Below are 17,964 nucleotides of genomic sequence, written 5' to 3' on the forward strand. Positions count from 1 at the left end.
TCCCACCACACTTGAAACGAGACCACCATGAATTTCAAATCGTTCGCCGCCATGTCTTCCGCGGCCGTCCTGCTTACGCTGTCTGCCACCGGATGCGGCTCGGCCGCCGCTGAAGCCAAGGGCTTAGAAGCAAGCGCCAAGGCCGGAAAACTGACCATCGGAATTTCCTTCGACCGGCCGGGACTCGGAATGAAGAACCCCGACGGAACGCTCCGGGGTTTCGACGTCGATATCGCCAAATACGTGGCCGGCAAACTGGGCGTCCAGGAATCGGCCATCACCTGGAAGGAAGCGCCGCCAGCCCAGCGGGAGAATCTGATCCAGAACGGCCAGGTTGACTACATCGTAAACACGTACAGCATCAATGATGCTCGCAAGGAACGGATTGCGTTCGCCGGACCGTACTTCCTTGCAGGCCAGTCATTGCTGGTCCGGGCGGACAACACTGACATCACGGGACCCGAGTCGCTGAATGGCGGAAAGAAGCTATGTTCCGTGACGGGTTCAACACCAGCTCAGAACATCAAGAAGAACTACAGCAAAGATGCCCAGCTGCAGGAATACGACACACCCTCCGCCTGTGTGGAAGCCCTGAAGAGCGGGGCCGTCGACGCGATGACCACCGATGACATCCAGCTTGCCGGTTATGCTTCGGTCAACCAAGGAAAGCTCAAGGTCGTCGGTAAGCCGTTCAGCAAGGAAAACTATGGCATCGGTCTGAAGAAGGATGACTCATCGGGCCGCGGAAAGATAAACGATGCCATTGAAGCCATGGTCAAGGACGGCGCTTGGGAAGCGGCATTCAAGTCCAACCTGGGACCATCGGGCTACGCCATGCCGGCTGCACCTGCCGTCGACAGGTACTAACGGCAACGCCGAACGCGGACCATTATGGAAATCCTCAGCGAATACAGCCCCCAGCTGCTTAAGGCTTTCGCCACCACCATCCAGCTGACAGTTCTCTCTGCCCTCGGCGCCCTCATCTTCGGAACGTTGCTCGCCGCCATGCGGGTCTCACCGGTTTGGGCCCTCAGGACTCTTGCCACCGGATACGTCAACATAGTCAGAAACACCCCTCTGACGCTCGTGGTGCTCTTTGCCTCCTTCGGACTAGCCCAGCAGCTGGGGATCACGTTGGTCGACCCGAAATCAACCACTTCCATCACAGACAGTTCCTTCAGGCTCGCGGTTCTCTCCTTCGTGCTTTATACCGCTACCTTCGTGTGTGAGGCTCTGCGGGCGGGGGTCAACACCATCCCGGTCGGACAATCGGAGGCCGGCCGATCGCTGGGTCTTAGCTTCACTCAAGGCCTGACGCACGTCATCCTTCCTCAGGCGTTCCGCTCGGTCGTGGGCCCCCTGGGCAGTGTACTTATAGCCCTGACCAAGAACACGACAGTTGCCTCGGTCATCGGCGTCGCCGAAGCCTCCCTTTTGATGAAGGAAGTCATCGAGAACACCTCGGCTCTGATCATCGTCGGCCTGATCTTCGCCCTGGGGTTCATGATTTTGACGATTCCGACAGGTGCCGTCTTTGGGTACCTCAGCAAGAAACTGGAGATACGCCGATGAGCGCAGCCCCCGCAATAAGGACCCTTTACGACCTGCCTGGACCCCGCGGGCGCGCGGTAAACCTCATCGTCAGCGCGGTCAGTCTATTGGCTATCACCGCCGGCGTGCTCTGGGTCATGGCGGCTCTCAATGAGAAAGGGCAGCTCTCGGCCGATAAATGGCAGCCCTTCATCACGGCCGACATGTGGCGAACCTACCTACTTCCCGGCATCCTCGGGACTCTGCAGGCCGCCGCCCTGTCCGTAGTGCTGGCCATGGTGCTTGGAATACTGCTCGGCGTCGGACGCCTGGCCTCAAATCGGGCGCTCCGCTACATCTCTGGAGCGTTTATCGAGTTCTTCAGGGCGATTCCACTGCTTATCCTGATGATCTTTTGCTTCCAGCTCTTTGCCAACAACTCCCTATTCCCCTCAGAGAACCTCGCATTGGCAGCTGTCGTTACCGGCTTGACCCTTAGCAACGGCGCAGTCATTGCGGAAATCGTACGAGCCGGGATACGCGCTTTGCCCCGCGGGCAGCAGGAGGCCGCCATGGCCCTCGGTTTGGGTGGCGGCCAAACGACCAGGCTCATCCTTCTCCCGCAAGCTATCACCGCCATGCTCCCACCACTCGTGGCCCAGTTGGTCGTAGCACTCAAGGACACCGCGCTGGGCTACCAAATCACCTACGTCGAGGCCGTCCGACAGGGTATCCAGGCCGGTTCAGCCTACGCCAACTACATCCCGGCCTTGCTCGTAATCGCCGCAGTTATGATTTCAATCAACCTCGCACTCTCAAGGCTCGCCACCGTCGTGGAGAAGAGAATCCGTAACGGTCGGAAGACAGCTGCTCTCCCCGGACCAGAAACGGTTCTGGTCGTGCAGGAAGCAGAGGAGTCGGTGCTGCCGGCCTCCCGAACCTAGACCTGGGTCTAATCGATCCTGCCTGCACCACCTGCGGACAGCGACTTCGCAGGCGGACGCCGCCGAAACGGTGGCTTTGGCGGTCGCGCACAAAACTCTGATAAAACGCGCGGAGGTGTATACCGCCAAGATGATCGTGGGCGGTAATGCGCGGAGAAGTCCCCGAACAAGGCATTTCACGCCCAAAGCACTCGAATTGTCCAGTCAGAAATGAGTTGATTCCCCTGTCCAGAGCCATTCTCGTCACCGGTGCCGCGCGCGGCATTGGAAAAGCAGTAGCCGACAAGTTCGCGCGTTCCGGCGACATCGTGATGCTGCATTACGGCCAAAGCCACGCTGCCGCCCAGGACGCCGTCCAACACCTGCCCGGCCAGGGACATGGGTTGTTCAGCGCCGACCTCCGGGATCCCCGGCAGATTCAGGAACTGGTGGCCGAGACCGTAAAGCAACTTGGCCGCGTAGACGTTCTCGTTAACTGCGCAGCGGCTCCCATGGTCGCCCACCCCATTGAAAAGGTCAGCTTCGAGGACTGGCAAAACTCGTGGAAAGCCATGCTGGAAGTCAACCTGACAGGGGCCGCCAACATTACCTACTGCGCTGCTCAACAGATGATTCTTCAAGGCGACGGAGGCCGCATCATAAACATTGGCTCCAGAGGAGCGTCTCGCGGCGAACCGGAGCATCCGGCGTACGGCGCAAGCAAAGCGGCGCTGCACTCCATGGGGCAGTCCATGGCCGTGGCCCTCGCCCCCCACAATGTTGCCGTTACTACTGTGGCACCCGGGTTCGTCGCCACTGAGAGGAACAGCGGGCGACTCGCAGGGGCCGAGGCCGCCGATATTCTGAGTCAAAGCCCACTCGGTCGTGTGGCTACACCTGAGGAGATAGCTGCGGCCGTATATTTCCTTGCGTCCACCGAGGCAATGTGGGCCACCGGTGCAGTCATCGATCTTAACGGCGCCTCGTATCTGAGGGCATAAACTTCTGCGGCTTCGGCGTTGAATTTCTGTCCTCTCTCTGCGTTTCAGTGCACCGCGGCGACAAGCCCCCGTGCCTGAGGCTGTGAGCACGTCCATCACCGGCGCTGTCCTCGGCGGCCTTGTGCCGGGACTCGTGCTGCCACTCGATCTCAAAGAGGCTGTCACCGAACTAAGCTGCGTCGTATCAGCCGGGGGGTGCCCTCTTCGCTCTCACCCTCGCAACACGCCGAAGCGGCTGCCCCTCGGCCACCGCTTCAGGAAGACAACAGAAATGACTAGGAGTCGCCGGCCCGTGGCAGCACTTTGACCGCGACGAACTCGTCAAGGTCGGTACCGGCGGCAAAGTACTCTTCGAGGGAAGCGTCGACGACAAAACGGATGACGGAAAGATTGTCTGGATCCTTCCCCTCAACGGTCATCGCCGGCTCATCCACATCGAAAATGCCCTGGATTTGGCCAAATTGAACGCCTAATGGCCCTTGCCATCAAATGGCCAAAAATTCCAGCAATTAAAGTCGAGCCCGGTATGCGTTGCGAGGCTATCCCGATACCAAGTACAGCGCATCGAGCTCTAGGAGCTGACCCAGACCGCCCGGCAGGACCTCTTTGGGGGAGAGTCCTGCCGGGCAGCTCACCGACCCCGATGCCGAAAGCAGGAGTGAAGAAGCATGGCTACCGTCGGAACACCGTCTCACGGCGGCCTAGATCCCGGGATTCCGTGGCGCTTCATTTCAGTGCCGCACCCGGGGAGTTCGCCGGTCAAGCGTGCTTCACCATGTTCGATTTCCCCCCGGGCGGGCCGCACGAGCGGTGTGAATCTTACGCAGCGACCGTTTCGTCGAGCGGGGCCGCGGGCAGCGGAGGCTGGGTGCGCTGCCACGCAGAGCCGTACCGGGTGTACTGGGCCGGAGCTTGGATCGGCTGCCGGAGGTCGTCGGCGGCGGTGCGTGCCCAGAACGGGTCCTTGAGCATCTCGCGGCCGATGAACACGAGGTCGGCGCGTCCATTGCGGAGGATGTCCTCGGCCTGCTGGCCGGTCTCGATGCGGCCGACGGCGCCGGTGAGAATACCGACCTCCCGACGGATGAGCTCCGCAGCGGGAACCTGGAATCCCGGGAACGAGGACACCTTGACGGGCGCGGTGCCGCCGGAGGAGGCGTCGATGAGGTCCACGCCCTGCTCCTTCATCCAAGTGCCGAAGATCACGAAGTCCTGCGGGGTGTTGCCGCCCTCGACGTAGTCGGTCGAGGAGATGCGCACGAAGAGCGGCCCGCTCCAGACGCCGCGGACGGCGTCGAGGACTTCACGGACGATGCGGTACCGTCCGGCATGATCGCCTCCATACTCGTCGGTGCGCTTGTTCGAGATCGGGGAGAGGAATTCGTTCAACAGGAAGCCGTGGGCGGCGTGCACCTCGATGACGTCGAACCCTGCCTCCGTCGCGCGCACGGCGGCGGTACGGAACGCCTCGACGATCTCCGCAATACCCTCCTGAGTGAGTTCCTCCGGGATGCGGGAGCCCGGTCCCCACGCGATCGCGGAGGGAGCGACGGCAGTCAGCTCGGGGAGACCGAGCTGTCGGCCGGCGTGGCCGATCTGCACACCCATCCGGCCGCCGACCAGGTGGACGGCGTCCACGATGCGGCGGAGGTTCGGGATGTGCGTGTCATCCCAGATCCCGAGGTCGCCAGGGCCGATCGGGCCGTTGGGAGTGACCGCTGCGGTCTCGGTCATGACCAGGCCCGCACCGCCGAGGGCGCGGGATCCGTAGTGCATGACGTGGAAGTCGGTGGCGAATCCCTCGGCCGTCGCGGAGTGCATGCACATCGGCGACATGGCGATGCGGTTCCGGAAGGACACCCCGCGGATCGTGTAGGACTCGAGAAGTGTTGTAGACAAGAAAGCTCCTTAAAAGGGCCAGTGACAGGCTGATGGATTGAGCGTGTGTCAGACATGGCGGATGCCGACAGCACGGTCATGTTGTGTTGGTAATGCTTTTTTTGGGGGAGGGCTACCGAGTGGGTTCCACGTCAAGCGCAGCCCTCATTCTTCATTTCCCGTCGGGAACGAGGAGGACATCGGGGCGGCACGAAGAGGCCGCCCCGATGCCGGCGGGCGTCAGCCCGCGGGGGTGGAGTGCGTGTAGAACGTCTTCGCCACGATCTGCCACTCACCGTTCGCCTTGAGCAGGTGGAAGAAGTCGCTGAAGCGGAACCCGTCGAGGTCGTCGGTATCGACCCGCGCACTGGCCACATCGCCCACGATGTCCACGGTCACGACCGCGGAGTTCGGGTTCGATGGCTTGAAGTCGTTGTCAATCCCGTCGAACAGTGCATTGTGCGCGGACACGCGGGTCACCGCGGAGTCGGCGGTCGTGAACATCACCGCGTCAGCGTGGAAGGCAGGCCGCATGATCGAGCCGTCGGCTTTTGCGCAGCCCTCAATGTACTTGGACAGGGTCTCCAGCACTGCGTTGTATTCCTGGACGTAGGTCTTCTCGGACACCTTCACTCCTTGCGTTCAGTCGTATTCTGTAGCGGTCGCTACAAATGTTACTGTAGTGGTCACTACAGTAAGTGGTCAACTCCGGGAGGAACCTATGTCCACCGCTAAGCCGCGAGACCCCACGCGCGGGCGACGCCGGGGCTTCGACGAGAAGCAGGCACTTGAGGCCGCAATGGACATGTTCTGGGTGCACGGCTACGAGGGGACCTCGGTGAGCCAGCTGTGCGCGGGCATCGGGATCAACCCGCCGAGCCTGTATTCGGCGTTCGGCAGCAAAGCACAGCTGTTCATAGACGTCGTTGACCACTACGAGCGGACCTTCTGGGATCCAGTGTGGGACGCCTTCGGTCAAGAACCGCAGGTCGTAGATGCATTCCGTCGATTCTTCAACGACTTCGTGGGCGTGATATCGGTCCCGGGGACCCATCTCGGATGTCTCGTCGTCCAGTCCGCAGTGAGCTTGGAGGACCGCGACAGCGACGTCGCGCGCGCACTTGCAGCTATCGGCGATGACGGGGTTCGCCGTTTTCAAGGCAAACTCGAGTTCGGTATCCGAGACGGGCAGATCCCCGCGGGCACTGACACTCTCGCACTCGCGCACGCCATCAACATGATCTCCGAGGGACTCGCTCTCCGTGCGCATGACGGCGTCCCACCAGAGATGTTGCGACGACTGGTGGCGGCGGGGCTCCGCATGATCCCGGAAGCCGAATAGGAGACTGAGGGGCCGGCACGGGGGCGAGTGCCCGCAGGCCGGTCGCTGCGTGACGCTAAAGACATTGAGGACGAGCTCACCCTCCGCGAAGTCAAGCTCAGCATTGGCGGCTCCGTCCACGATCCGAACGATCCGGTGGGTCGACTCCTCTTTAACGTCCTGGCCATGGTCGCAGAATCTGAAGCAGCGTGTTCCGGGTTGAGGGCGGGCATGGGCAGTCCGACCTCGGCAAGGAACCGCCCGTTGGCGGCGGCACCGTCCGCCAGCCAGGCCGGGGGCGGACCTGCGTGAAGGTGTGCGCGTAGTCTGCATCGGCCGGGGCCGGGAAGATTGCTTTCACCCGGTAGTCCCGCTCCGGGTCCAGTTCGGGGACGGCGATCCGCCCCGGCTGTTCCGAGAAGGCGGTGCGTGTGTTCTCGTTCGACGGCCGCCCGAATCTGAATACACCTGGCCCCGGCTCAGCACTGTCGCCCAACCCTTAAAGGACTTGGCGCAGGCCGCCCTGGACGCTCTCCTAACTCCGGATCCCGGACAGGACGCCCAAACCAAAATCTTCCCCGCCGAGCTGGTACTGCGCGCATCCTGCGGCTCCCACTGACATAGAGGCTCAGGACATAAGGAAGCTGGTGCAGCCGCTGCGTTTCCGCGGAACAACTACACCAGCAGGTAGTACGAATTTTCAGATTGCTATGAAACGTTACTCATTCGCGGCTCCCTTTATCCCGGTTGTTTGCATTACCGGGTCCTTGCGTCGTCAGCCAGATGCCTTGCCATCAGCCAACCGGCGCCAATCATCACGATGCCCAGCACCATCAGGGTCCAGTTGTCCATGGTGTTCAGCGACAGGAAGTTAGCAGCCGACCCCACGCCGACAATAAGCCCGTAAATGCTAAGGACGATGTACAGCAGGCCGAAGCCCATGAGGAAGTTCCTTGCACCCATGGCGTTCCGGGACATGCCAACGCCGGTGGCACCGATTACCAGTTGGACGATGTTCAGCAACATCGACACCTGGAACAGGCCCAGGAACATGGCCCTGGAATCGGGCCCGAAGAACCTCAGTTCGCTGTACTGCGTGGTGATGCCCGGGATGAACCCCAGGATGCCCACGATTATCAGGACAATACCCACACCCATGCCGACATTCTGAACATCTGTCCGTCCGAAGTGAACGCCGTGTGCATGTGGAGATGCGGTTGTCATTTCTGCCTCCAACCACTGATTGCGGACATTACAATTTTACGGCGGCCCCCCGGAAAAAGCTCCGCCAACGTCCAACGTCACAGGGCGGAAATCCGGCCGTTTGAGCCTGTCGCAACGGTCCCGGACGACCTCGCGTGGCACCATGGAACACGATGAAACTGCGCGCTGATCAGACCGGAGAACGTGGACTTCCGATGCCCTTGTGGCTGCAGGGAGCCCTCGAGTCCGCACAGGCTGCGGTCATCTCGGCCCTCGTGGTGGTCGCACCGATCATTGCGGTGTGGGCCACCGCCGGTTTCCAGAACGGCGGCGCCGATGTCCTGGCCCGTCTCGCCGGCCAGGCCTGGCTCCTGATCCATGGCGTTCCGCTGCTCTTGGACACCGTGGGATCCGGCGCCGCGGCCCGTCCGGAATCCGGCGTCCTCTCGCTGATCCCGCTGGGGCTGACGCTTATTCCGTTCCTGCTGGCGTGGCGTGCGGGCCGCCGCCTGGCCCGGGCCTCGTACACGGACCAGCTCTGGCAGGCGCTGCTGGGCTCCTGGCTCGCCTACGCCGGGTTCGGCCTGACCACGGGCTTCGTCTGCCGCACGTCCGACGTCGGCATCAGCCTTTGGTCTGCTGCCCTCGCCCCGCTGGTCCCGTTCGCGCTCGGGATGGTGGTCGGCGCCCGCCGGGAGGCCGGCTCCTGGAGCCGGCTGATCGGCGTCGACGCGGTGGCCTGGCTCTCCCGGACCAGCCAGCACTCGCGCTGGGCCGGTTCCTACCTCGGCTCCGTGGTCAAGGCCGGCTACGTGGCGCTGATGGCGAGCCTGGCGATGTCCGCGCTCATGCTCGCCGTCGACCTCTTCATCCACTGGAACCTGATCGTCGCCGTCTATGAAGCGCTCGACGCCGGCGCCATGGGAGGCGCGGTGCTCACCATCGCGCAGCTCGGCTTCCTGCCCAACCTCGTGGTGTTCGCCCTGGCCTGGATCTCCGGCGCGGGGTTCGCGCTGGGGGTGGGTTCGCAGGCGGGCGCGCTGGGCACTGCCGTCGGTCCGCTGCCCTCCATCCCGGTCTTCGCGGCCCTGCCCGCCGGTTCGCTGGACTTGGGCTTTGCGGCCCTCGTGGTGCCGGTGCTCGCCGGAATCCTGGCCGGCTGGTGGTTCCTGCGCGAGGGCGAAAACCACTTCGACGAATGGTTGTCGATCAAGATCCATGCCCGCTGGTTCACGGCTGCGGTCTCGACCGTCGTCCTGGGCGTCATGATCGGCAGCGTTGCCGGGCTGCTCGCCGCGGGACTGGCCTGGCTGGCCCGGGGCTCCGCCGGCATCGGGCGGCTGACCGAGATCGGCCCGGACCCGCTCCGGACGGCGCTGTTCGTGGCCGCGGAAGTGGGGATCGGCGTCGTCATCGGTTACGCGGCGGGACCCTGGCTGGAACGCCAGCAGAAACTGCGCGAAGCGGACCTGGAACCCGCCGCCAACTGAGGGGGTCTGGCGGGCGCGGCTGGCCCGCCGCTAAGCTAGCGCAGCTGCACCGGCATCGACTTTTCCAGCTGGGTCCGGCACTGGGAGGCGGCCTGCTGGGTGAGGGCCTGGCGGGCGCACTGCTGGTAGTCCCGCACCTGGCTGAAGAACAACGCCGAGGACACGACCAGCAGCACCTGCACAGCCGCGACCACCAGTCCGCAGATCGCGCCGATCAGCACGAGCCGGGACTCCTTGAGCTTCACGGCCCGGACCAGCACCATAATGCCGAGCACGATGGAGGCCGCGGTCAGGATGGCGCTCAGCCAGAGGTAGTCGATGTCCAGCTGGTACACGAAGAACGATCCCAGGACCACGACGATGAAGGTGCGGAACAGATTGTGTGTCTTCACCAGTGAGTCTTTGGCCGCGTCGCTGAGCGGCTGCTGGCTCCGCTGGCCGGTGTCGGAGTCGTTCGGGGGATTCATGTTTTCCAGCCTACGCGAGCGGCCCCATAAGCTAGGACAATGCGCATCGTAGTCCTCGTTTCCGGCACCGGCTCCAACCTCCAGTCCGTCATTGACGCCGTAAAAGAGGGCAGGCTGGACGTCGACATCGCCGCGGTGGGTGCGGACCGGCCGGGGACCTACGGGGTGGAGCGCTCGGCCGCGGCCGGCATTCCGACCTTCGTGGTGGACTTCAAGGCCTACCCGGACCGGGCGGCCTGGAACGCAGCGCTCACCGAAGCCGTGGCCGCGTACCAGCCGGACGTCGTCGTCTCCTCGGGGTTCATGCGGATTGTCAGTGCGGACTTCATCGACGCCTTCGGCGGCAAATACCTCAACACCCACCCGGCGCTGCTGCCGTCCTTCCCCGGCGCCCACGGGGTGCGCGATGCCCTTGCCTACGGCGTGAAAGTCACCGGCTGCACGGTGCACTGGGCCGACGCTGGCGTGGACACCGGCCCCATCATCGCGCAGGAGGCGGTGGCGATCGGCGACGGCGAGTCCGAGGAGTCGCTGCACGAGCGCATCAAGGTGGTGGAGCGCCGGCTGCTCGTCTCCACCCTGGCCTCGCTCGCCGCGGGTCAGAAGGCCGCAGCCTCACCCAGCTAGCCCCCACTCTGGGGCAAGCACGTAATGCCCCTTTAAACCGAGTACTCACTATCAAAAGACACGTACAACCTCTGAGAAGTCGGGTATCTGTCCCTCGCAAAAGCGCTGGGTGAACTGAAAACCGGCACATAGGCTGACGCCCTCCTAGTTTCCTTTTACGCTTTCAGAAGGGTTCCTCGTGTCTCGGTTCAGCCTTGCCAAAACCAGTCCCAAAGTCCTTTGTCTCACCGCGGTGCTCGTGCTCGGAACGGGTGCCGCTACCGCTGCCTACGCCGTGTCCACCACGGCCGCCGGCGAGATCAAGGCTTGCTACAACATCAACAATGGCGGTGCGCTGCGGCTCCTGTCGCCCGGCGGCTCCTGCGACACCAAGAAGGAGACAGCGGTCTCCTGGAACACCCAGGGGATCCAGGGCCTCCCCGGGGTTAAAGGCGACACCGGGGCTACCGGCGCTACCGGCGCCATGGGGCCGGCGGGTGCCGATGGTGCCGAGGGCGCCCAGGGCATCCAGGGCCTGATGGGTCTGACGGGCGAAAAGGGTGACAAGGGTGACAAGGGTGATACCGGCGAGACCGGTGCCACGGGGCCACAGGGTCTGATGGGTCTGATGGGGCTTACCGGTCTCACGGGTGAGACCGGGGCCATGGGGCCCGCCGGGGCCGACGGGGCGACCGGCGCTCAGGGAATCCAGGGGGAGAAGGGTGACAAGGGTGATACCGGCGAGACCGGTGCTCAGGGAATCCAGGGGGAGAAGGGTGACAAGGGTGATACCGGCGAGACCGGTGCCACGGGACCACAGGGTCTGATGGGGCTTACCGGTCTCACTGGAGAGACCGGGGCTACCGGGGCCATGGGAGCAACCGGCGAGACCGGTGCCGCGGGCGCCGTCGGGCCGGCGGGACCCGCGGGAGAGGTCGGCACGACCGGGGCAACCGGGGCAACCGGGGCAACCGGAGCCACCGGTGCGGCCGCGTCGACGAGTGTCTCTGTGGTCACCGCGACCGGACCCGGCCTTACGGTGACGGCGTCCTGTACCGGAGGCAAGACCGCCGTCTCGGGCGGCTACAGCCTGACTGGCAACAACAATAACGCGATGTCGAGTCAGCCGGTGATGAGCGGGACGACGCCCACGGGCTGGACTGTTACGCAAAGGAGCGCAGGGACGATGACGGTTTACGTCACCTGCATCCAGTAGTTCCTTGGTCCGCCACAAACTCGACGGCGCCCCTCAGCAACGAAGCTGAGGGGCGCCGTCGTCCGTTCCGGTCCGCGCCACACTCATCTCTTGCGGGTGAGGGGACCCTATTCGAGCCGGCGCTGCTTGGTTTCGGGGGAGAAGAAGGCCATCCACAGCACGGAGACCAGCACCAGCCCGCCGGCCAGGGCGAACGACGTCGCAAGTCCCAGTTCGGGCCACAGGAACGCGGCAAAGATCAGCGGACCGAAGCCGGCGCCGAGCCGGGAAAACGTCGAGGCCCAGCCGAAGCCCGAGCCGCGCAGTTCCGTCGGGTACAGCTCGGACACGTAGGCGTAGAGCACGGGGATGGCCACCTGCACCACGAAGCCGAACACCAGCAGCCAGAACACGGCCGCCGTCGGGATATCCACCACGATCGCCACGATCACCAGGGTCAGGGCGGACAGCGGGCCGGTGATCGCCAGGATCCATTTCCGGCCGACGCGCTCCACCAGCAGGGCCGCCACCACGACGCCGAGGAGCCCGACGGCGGCCATCGAGGCGGTGGTGAGGAAGGCCTTGTACTCCGCGAAGCCGGCGCCGATCAGGATCCGCGGCATCCAGGTCAGCGACAGGTAGTAGACCAGCAGGATGCTGAAGAACAGGGACCAGGCCGCCGTCGTAATCTTCCAGTTGAACTTCCACAGCAGGCTCAGCTGCGTCCACGCGCTCCCGGCGGAAAGCCGCGGGGCGTCCTGGGCCTCCGGCAGGCTGTAGGCGCGCGGCTCGGCGCCGGTGGCGTCGACCAGGTCGTCGATCACCTTGGCGGCCTCCTCGCGGCGGCCCTTCCGGATCAAAAACAGCGGCGACTCGGGGACGCTGCGCCGCACCCAGAACACCAGCAGGGCCGGCAGCACCATCACGAGCATGGTCAGGCGCCAGTCCGCGAAGGCAGCGATAAGGCCGGCGGAGACGAAGCCGCACAGGGCCGCGCCGATCGGCCACCAGCCGTCCATAGCCGTCAGGACCCGGCCGCGCTGCTTGCGGGGTGTGAACTCGCCCACCAGCGCGTAGTCCACCGGGATGCAGCCGCCCAGGCCGAAGCCGGCCAGGAAGCGGAACATGCAGAACCAGAGGAAATCGGGGGAGAAGGCACCCAGCACGGTGAAGACCGAGAAGATCAGCAAGGTGGCCGTGAAGGCCTTTTTGCGTCCGATGGTGTCCGCAATGGTGCCCCAGATGAAGGCGCCCAGGGCCATGCCGATGAGGTTGGAGGCGCCGATCCAGGCGGCCTCGCCCGGGCTGAGCTGCCAGTGTGAGGAGAGCAGCGGGATGAGGATGCCGTTGAGCGTCACGTCCCAGGCGTCGAACATGAAGCCGAGGCCGCCGATCAGGAAGATCCGTCCCTGCACTTTCCAGCGCCAGGGCAGTTCCTGCACCACCTGTTCGCCGCTGGGCACAGTTGTGTATGTGTTCATCAAAGCCTCCTGAGAAAACTCTACGTTGAGTCGCCGGCCCCCGGTGAGCGCTTCACACTCCGGCGCGCGGGAAGCCCCGGAGCCGGGACGCGATAAACTGGCCGCATCCCCACCACCCGCGGCCGCGCCGCGATCTAAGACGGAGACTTTTGTGAGCTTTACGCAGCTTGACCGTGAATCCATCGACCGTGTTCCCATCCGCCGGGCCCTCATCTCGGTCTACGACAAAACCGGTCTGGAGGAGCTCGCCACGGGCCTGCACGCGGCCGGCGTCAAGATCGTCTCCACCGGCTCCACCGCCAAGAAGATCGCCGCTGCGGGGATCCCGGTCCAGGAGGTCGAGGAAGTCACAGGCTCGCCCGAGATGCTCGATGGCCGCGTCAAGACGCTGCACCCGCGCGTGCACGGCGGGATCCTCGCGGACCGCCGCGTCCGGGCGCACATGGAAACCCTGCAGTCGATGGACATCGAGCCGTTCGACCTCGTCGTCGTGAACCTCTACCCCTTCGTCGAGACCGTGAAGTCCGGCGCCGCGCAGGACGACGTCGTCGAGCAGATCGACATCGGCGGCCCCGCGATGGTGCGCTCGGCCGCGAAGAACCACGCCGCCGTCGCGATCGTGGTGGACCCGTCCTCCTACCACGACGTCGTTGCTGCCGCCGCGTCCGGCGGTTTTGACCTGAAGACCCGACGCCGGCTCGCCGCGAAGGCCTTCGCGCACACCGCTGCGTACGACAACGCCGTGGCGACCTGGACCGCGAGCCAGTTCCTCGATGAGGACGGCGACGGCGTGATCGACTGGCCCGCCTACGCCGGTCTCTCCTTGGAGCGCTCCGAGGTGCTTCGCTACGGCGAAAACCCGCACCAGCAGGCTGCACTCTACGTGGACAAGGCCGCGCCGGCAGGCATCGCGCAGGCGGACCAGCTGCACGGCAAGGCCATGAGCTACAACAACTTCGTCGACGCCGATGCGGCCCTGCGCGCCGCTTTCGACTTCGCCGAGCCGGCCGTGGCCATCATCAAGCACGCCAACCCCTGCGGCGTGGCGGTGGGCTCCGCCTCGGCCGCCGACCCGATCGCCGACGCCCACGCCAAGGCGCACGCCTGCGACCCTGTCTCCGCGTTCGGCGGCGTGATCGCGGCCAACCGCACAGTGACCGCCGGGATGGCCAGGACCGTGGCGGACATCTTCACGGAGGTCGTCATCGCCCCCGGCTTCGAGGACGAGGCCGTGGAAATCCTGTCCAAGAAGAAGAACATCCGCCTGCTCGCGCTGCCCGAGGGCTACGGCCGCTACCCGTCCGAGATCCGCCAGGTCTCCGGCGGCGTGCTGGTCCAGGTGACTGACAGGGTCGACGCCGACGGTGACAACCCGGCCAACTGGACCCTCGCCGCGGGTTCGGCGGCGGATGAGGCCACTTTGGCGGATCTCGCCTTCGCCTGGACCGCGTGCCGCGCGGCCAAGTCCAACGCCATCCTGCTGGCCTCCGACGGCGCGGCTGTCGGCATCGGCATGGGCCAGGTCAACCGGCTGGACTCCTGCAAGCTCGCCGTGGAGCGCGCCAACTCGCTGGGCGTCACGGTGACCTCCGACGTCGATGCCGCCGGCGGAGCTTCCGGCGCCGACGCGAGCGGGGCCCCCGAGCGCGCCCGCGGTGCCGTGGCGGCATCGGACGCGTTCTTCCCGTTTGCCGACGGCTTGCAGATCCTGATCGACGCCGGCGTCCGTGCCGTGGTCCAGCCCGGCGGATCCGTCCGGGACGAGGAAGTCGTTGCCGCAGCCAACGCCGCCGGCATCACGATGTACTTCACCGGAGCACGCCACTTCTTCCACTAGGGGCTGCTGCTTCATCAGGGGCTCCGCGCTCACTAAGAATGGACATGCCCTCCCGTTCCCGGGGGGCATGTCCATTTTTCGTGGTGGCGAGTGGGCAGAATGGGCATATGTCCATTCCCTGCGCTGAACGGAGGACATGTCCAGTGGCGGCTGGGGATCGGGCGCGCATGAGTGGTCCACCCTGTCTGTCGCAGCCCGGGAAATCGTGCCCTGGTCCGTGCGTGACCTACCTGTTCGTCTTTGGCGAGGCAGCGCCGCTGAAGAATCCCGTGGCGGCCTCGGCGGAGGCTGCCTCTGGCCCGGCCGCGTGTGGCGGCCCGGCCGCCGTCGGGCTTTAACCAAGATCGGGCGACGAAGCCGGGAGCCCGGAGGCGGCTTTGCGCCGCCGGGCCCGAAGCAGGCGCTCGGCCGCGCTCATTGCACGGCTAGCCACCAGCCAGTAGGCGATGCCGACCGCCAGGGACGCCGCGACCGCCAAGCCTTTGCCGGCCTGATCGAACAGCGGATACACCAGCCAATGCGTCACGTAGGCATAGAGGGATGAACTGGCCAGGAGGCCCGTGAGCCGGTGCACCACGCGGGGCACGAACACCGTTGGCAGCCAGAGCAGGATGAGGAATCCGGCCAGGATTGTGGCACTGCGGTATTCGTCGTCGAACGCCCCGGGGATGGTCAGCAGGGCCAGTGCCGTCACGGCGGCCCGCTGCCACACGTTGCGTACCGCGGCTGCCGCCCAGCCAAGGGCGAAAAGCCACAGCACCGGGCCTTGCCCCGGGTAGGGGAGGTCAATGATGCGGAAGCGCAGCAGCAGGTCCGCCCCGAAAAGGACAAGCGGGAAGGCCAACGGCCACCGGCGCTGGGCGCGGTCGGCCGCCGGTATCGCCAGGAGGGCAGCGACGCCGAGCAGGATGTGTACCAGCATCTCCACGAACCAGAAGCGGGAGAAGTCGTTCCACCCCTCGGGACCGAGCAGGGAGTTGAGCAGGAAAACGTTGGCCCAGCTGTAGGTGTCGGTCACGGCGAAAGCCAAGCCAATCACAGCAACGCTTGGCACCACGATCCGGGCGATGCTGCGCAGTTGCCGTCCCAGCCGCGCCCGGGGCGGGCCGCTCAGCTGGAAGCGGGCGAAGTTGAATCCGGCGACGGCCATCAGCACGTGGGCCGTGCCCTCCCAGGAGAACCACCCGACGTGGGTGGAAATGATGAAGAAGATGGCCACGGCGCGCAGCACGATCCCGGTTTCCATCGGTGCGAGCAACCGCTGGCGCCATTTCCGGAGCGACCCTCCGGCCGGAACGGGGGCCCCACCGCCCGTTAAGTCCGGCGTACCTCCAGGGGCGGTGAGCTCGCAGACGGGCATCAGGTGCCATCCGCGCGGAAGGTCGCCCAGCGCGCGTTCAAGCCGGACCGATGCCGCGACATAGGACAGCGAGTCTCCGCCCAGGGACACGAACGTGTCCGTCCCGGTGACGTCGTCGCGTTCGAGCACGTCGGCGAAGATGCTCCGCGCATCCTCCGAAGCTCCGGGTGTATCGGGGTCGTCGGCCTTTTCCTGAGCGTGCTTGTCTTCCACGCCCAGGGCCAGGACGGCGGGATAGTTCGGCTTTCCGCTGCTCAAACGCGGGATGGCCGTCACGGAGCGGAGCTGGACGGCACCGCGCGGGACACCCAGGTCCTGGGCAAGCGTCTTGGCGATCAGGGGAAGGTCATGGCCCCCCTCGACAGCGGCGACCACATGGCCATCCGCGCCGGCCGCCGCCGCGGGAACGCCTAGGCCCGCAAGGATCCGCTCCACCTGTCCGAGGTCAACCCGGAGCCCGACGATTTTCACGAAACGGCTCCGCCGCCCGACGATTTCGTACAGGCCATCAGCCGTGCCCCTTGCAAGATCCCCGGTGTGAAGTTCCGTTACTGTGCGCCCCAGGGCGAGGTCTTCCGGGCGTTCGGCGTAGCCCAGCATCACGTTGGGCCCGCTGTAGACCAGTTCGCAATCATCGAGCCCCGGGACCGGGGCGAGTCTGAACGCGCCGCCCGGGATGGGCACGCCTATGGCCTGTGGATGTTCCGCGGCGAGGTCGGGCGGCAGGTAGGCCATTCGGGCCGTTGCTTCGGTCTGCCCGTACATGACAAACAGGTCCCAGCCCCGGCGCCGCCCCAACTGTGCGTAGGCGCGCACCCTTTCCGGTTCCAGCCGGCCTCCCGCCTGCGTGATGTACCGCAGGCTCGGCAACTCCATGCTCTCGAATCCCACCCGCTCCAGCAGGTCAAACGTGTACGGTACGGCTGCGAACGACGTCGCGCCCTCGTTGCGGACAAGCTCCCAGAAGCAGGGGTCCACAACGGAGAGGTCGGTGAGCGCAACCGATGCTCCGACCGAGAGGTGGCTGTTCACCACCGACATTCCATAGCAATAGGACAAGGAAAGTGTGGTTGCGGCCTTATCGTCGGGGCGCAACTGCAAGTACTCGGCGATTGCGCCCGCGTTGGCCTGGACGGAGTCGGCAGAGAGCCGCACGAGTTTGGGAGCGCCCGTGGAACCGGAGGTGCTCAACAGGAGCGCCAGTTCCGGATGCAGTTCGTGGCGCGTCCCGTCCCGTCGTATCTCCAGCACCGACTCACCACCCACCGCGCGGGCGACAATATCGGGATCGTAGGCGGCAACGAGCGACTCCGAGGCCTGCCCTCCACCCGCAGGCAGGATTAGCAAGGGATGACCGGAGGACAGTGCAGCCAGATACACGACGAGCGAGGGCAGGGAATTGTCCGCTTCCAGGGCCACCAGACGCCGCACGGGCCCGAAGGCACGGGCGGTGGCGTCAACCTGGTCAGCCAGTTCGCGGTACGTTACCGACCCGCCGTCAACGCGAACGGCGGTCCGGCCTCCGAACGCGGCCAGGCCGGCGGCGAATGAGACACCCGCCAAAGTTGGTTCAATCACTGACGCACCTTAATAGGGAAACGTAACCTAACTCGAATGGACAAGATCTTTCTCTGGAACGCGGAACCCCTGTCACCGCCTCCAGCCGGGGGAC

16 protein-coding genes and 2 pseudogenes are annotated in these 17,964 nt (G+C 65.1%); 10 read left to right on the forward strand and 8 right to left on the reverse strand.

Annotated elements, in window-relative coordinates; translation table 11 throughout:
- Positions 1 to 27 precede the first annotated feature (27 nt).
- The 4 genes from OM977_RS05130 (at position 28) to OM977_RS05145 (ending at position 3,454) form a co-directional block, all read left to right on the forward strand.
- Entirely contained in the window at positions 28 to 867 is an 840-nt protein-coding gene (locus OM977_RS05130; RefSeq protein ID WP_264356456.1) for a glutamate ABC transporter substrate-binding protein, read from the forward strand.
- Positions 868 to 891: 24 nt separating this feature from the next.
- The gene (locus OM977_RS05135; protein ID WP_270103229.1) at positions 892 to 1,572 is read left to right on the forward strand and encodes an amino acid ABC transporter permease; all 681 of its coding nucleotides are present in this window, start codon (positions 892 to 894) and stop codon (positions 1,570 to 1,572) included.
- A complete protein-coding gene (locus OM977_RS05140) occupies positions 1,569 to 2,474 on the forward strand; it encodes an amino acid ABC transporter permease (RefSeq protein ID WP_264356457.1) in 906 nt (301 codons plus the stop codon). The genes OM977_RS05135 and OM977_RS05140 overlap by 4 nt, the downstream gene beginning before the upstream one ends.
- Positions 2,475 to 2,689: 215 nt before the next feature.
- The gene (locus OM977_RS05145; RefSeq protein WP_264356458.1) at positions 2,690 to 3,454 is read left to right on the forward strand and encodes an SDR family NAD(P)-dependent oxidoreductase; all 765 of its coding nucleotides are present in this window, start codon (positions 2,690 to 2,692) and stop codon (positions 3,452 to 3,454) included.
- A 275-nt stretch (positions 3,455 to 3,729) separates the two neighbouring features.
- Here the strand turns inward: OM977_RS05145 and OM977_RS05150 are convergent, their stop codons facing one another.
- The 3 genes from OM977_RS05150 to OM977_RS05160 form a co-directional block, all read right to left on the reverse strand.
- Positions 3,730 to 3,873 (reverse strand): hypothetical protein, encoded by a 144-nt coding sequence (locus OM977_RS05150; protein ID WP_264356459.1) that lies wholly within the window; start codon positions 3,871 to 3,873, stop codon positions 3,730 to 3,732.
- A 400-nt stretch (positions 3,874 to 4,273) separates the two neighbouring features.
- On the reverse strand, positions 4,274 to 5,353 hold the full coding sequence (namA, locus tag OM977_RS05155) for an NADPH dehydrogenase NamA (protein ID WP_264356460.1): 1,080 nt from the start codon (positions 5,351 to 5,353) through the stop codon (positions 4,274 to 4,276).
- A 219-nt stretch (positions 5,354 to 5,572) separates the two neighbouring features.
- Complete coding sequence (locus tag OM977_RS05160; protein WP_264356461.1) at positions 5,573 to 5,959, reverse strand: nuclear transport factor 2 family protein; 387 nt, start codon at positions 5,957 to 5,959, stop codon at positions 5,573 to 5,575.
- Between the two features lie 94 nt (positions 5,960 to 6,053).
- Between OM977_RS05160 and OM977_RS05165 the strand changes: the two genes are divergently transcribed.
- Entirely contained in the window at positions 6,054 to 6,674 is a 621-nt protein-coding gene (locus tag OM977_RS05165) for a TetR/AcrR family transcriptional regulator (protein ID WP_264356462.1), read from the forward strand.
- Positions 6,675 to 6,713: 39 nt separating this feature from the next.
- Positions 6,714 to 6,860: pseudogene (locus OM977_RS05170) on the forward strand (recombinase family protein); the annotation flags it as partial.
- Here OM977_RS05170 and OM977_RS05175 read toward each other — a convergent pair.
- Together OM977_RS05175 and OM977_RS05180 are read right to left on the reverse strand one after the other, a co-directional pair.
- A pseudogene (locus OM977_RS05175) lies at positions 6,860 to 7,086 on the reverse strand (alpha-galactosidase); the annotation flags it as partial. The pseudogenes OM977_RS05170 and OM977_RS05175 overlap by 1 nt on opposite strands.
- 323 nt (positions 7,087 to 7,409) lie before the next feature.
- Positions 7,410 to 7,811, reverse strand: coding sequence for a DUF4383 domain-containing protein (locus OM977_RS05180; RefSeq protein ID WP_264356463.1), 402 nt, complete (start codon positions 7,809 to 7,811; stop codon positions 7,410 to 7,412).
- A gap of 218 nt (positions 7,812 to 8,029) precedes the next feature.
- Between OM977_RS05180 and OM977_RS05185 the strand changes: the two genes are divergently transcribed.
- The gene (locus OM977_RS05185; protein WP_264356464.1) at positions 8,030 to 9,346 is read left to right on the forward strand and encodes a cell division protein PerM; all 1,317 of its coding nucleotides are present in this window, start codon (positions 8,030 to 8,032) and stop codon (positions 9,344 to 9,346) included.
- A 35-nt stretch (positions 9,347 to 9,381) separates the two neighbouring features.
- On the opposite strand, the gene OM977_RS05190 is transcribed toward OM977_RS05185, so the two are convergent.
- The gene (locus OM977_RS05190; RefSeq protein WP_264356465.1) at positions 9,382 to 9,813 is read right to left on the reverse strand and encodes a hypothetical protein; all 432 of its coding nucleotides are present in this window, start codon (positions 9,811 to 9,813) and stop codon (positions 9,382 to 9,384) included.
- 39 nt (positions 9,814 to 9,852) lie between these two features.
- On the opposite strand from OM977_RS05190, the gene purN reads away from it, so the two are divergent.
- Positions 9,853 to 10,440: a phosphoribosylglycinamide formyltransferase gene (gene purN / locus OM977_RS05195; protein ID WP_264356466.1), complete on the forward strand. Its 588-nt coding sequence runs from the start codon at positions 9,853 to 9,855 to the stop codon at positions 10,438 to 10,440.
- 178 nt (positions 10,441 to 10,618) lie between these two features.
- Positions 10,619 to 11,635: a collagen-like protein gene (locus OM977_RS05200; RefSeq protein WP_264356467.1), complete on the forward strand. Its 1,017-nt coding sequence runs from the start codon at positions 10,619 to 10,621 to the stop codon at positions 11,633 to 11,635.
- Positions 11,636 to 11,742: 107 nt separating this feature from the next.
- Here the strand turns inward: OM977_RS05200 and OM977_RS05205 are convergent, their stop codons facing one another.
- Positions 11,743 to 13,095, reverse strand: a complete 1,353-nt coding sequence (locus OM977_RS05205; RefSeq protein ID WP_264356468.1) for an MFS transporter — start codon at positions 13,093 to 13,095, stop codon at positions 11,743 to 11,745.
- A 151-nt stretch (positions 13,096 to 13,246) separates the two neighbouring features.
- Between OM977_RS05205 and purH the strand changes: the two genes are divergently transcribed.
- Positions 13,247 to 14,932, forward strand: coding sequence for a bifunctional phosphoribosylaminoimidazolecarboxamide formyltransferase/IMP cyclohydrolase (purH, locus tag OM977_RS05210; RefSeq protein ID WP_264356469.1), 1,686 nt, complete (start codon positions 13,247 to 13,249; stop codon positions 14,930 to 14,932).
- A gap of 334 nt (positions 14,933 to 15,266) precedes the next feature.
- Here the strand turns inward: purH and OM977_RS05215 are convergent, their stop codons facing one another.
- A complete protein-coding gene (locus tag OM977_RS05215) occupies positions 15,267 to 17,870 on the reverse strand; it encodes an AMP-binding protein (protein WP_264356470.1) in 2,604 nt (867 codons plus the stop codon).
- Between the last annotated feature and the right edge of the window lie 94 nt (positions 17,871 to 17,964).

This window comes from Pseudarthrobacter sp. MM222 (genome assembly GCF_947090775.1).
GTDB lineage: Bacteria > Actinomycetota > Actinomycetes > Actinomycetales > Micrococcaceae > Arthrobacter.